The sequence below is a fragment of the Mycobacterium sp. E3298 genome (genome assembly GCF_001666895.1).
Lineage (GTDB): Bacteria > Actinomycetota > Actinomycetes > Mycobacteriales > Mycobacteriaceae > Mycobacterium.
Genome location: NZ_LZJB01000272.1, coordinates 1 through 659 on the forward strand (window position 1 = coordinate 1; position 659 = coordinate 659).

1 protein-coding gene is annotated in these 659 nt (G+C 70.6%); it reads right to left on the minus strand.

Features of this window, described 5'->3' with window-relative positions:
* Positions 1-13 precede the first annotated feature (13 nt).
* Positions 14-659, minus strand: a 646-nt coding sequence (locus A9X05_RS12790) for a sodium/calcium exchanger protein (RefSeq protein WP_368664927.1), incomplete at its 5' end; no start/stop codon positions are given.

The window sequence follows — 659 nt, forward strand, 5'->3', positions numbered from 1 at the left end:
GCTAGGGCCGCGACTAGGCGTCTGGCCCCGGATGGTGCGGGTGACCGGTGTGCCGGATTGCCGTCCCGAAGAACGGCGCCCGCAGGGTGGCGGCCAGGTGACGGCGGTAGCGGATCAGCGCGACGACGGCCACCACGGTGTACACGGCGCAGAGCAGCAGCCGGCCATGCGTCGAGGCGATCGGGAACTGCACGACGAACAAGCCGAGCAGCGTGCACGCCGCGGCGCGGTTGAACCGCAGCGCCAACAACAGCGCCACGCCCATCATGGTCTGGGTCGCCGTCAGCAGCACTTCCTCCACCTGGCGCGGGTCGAGCTGCAGTGCGAAGCCGCCGCCGCCGAGGAGGTGGGCAATCGGCAGCGATCCGATCAGCAACGTCCACTGGTTGACCTTCGAGGAGATCAGGGTGGCGATGGCCGCCGTGCCCTTGCCCCGGGCGGCGAAGATGGTGGCGACGATGAACTCCGGCGCTTCGGAGGCCAGCGGGGCGAGCCACTGGACCAGCAGGAAACGATCGATGCCCAGCTCGGTGCCCGCGGCGACCAAGTTGTCGGCGAACGGCTTGGCGCACAGCAGGATCACCGCGCCGGACAGCAGGAAGAGGCCGACGACGACGATGCGCCGGCCTCGATCGGGCAGCTCCCCCAGGGCGGCGGCG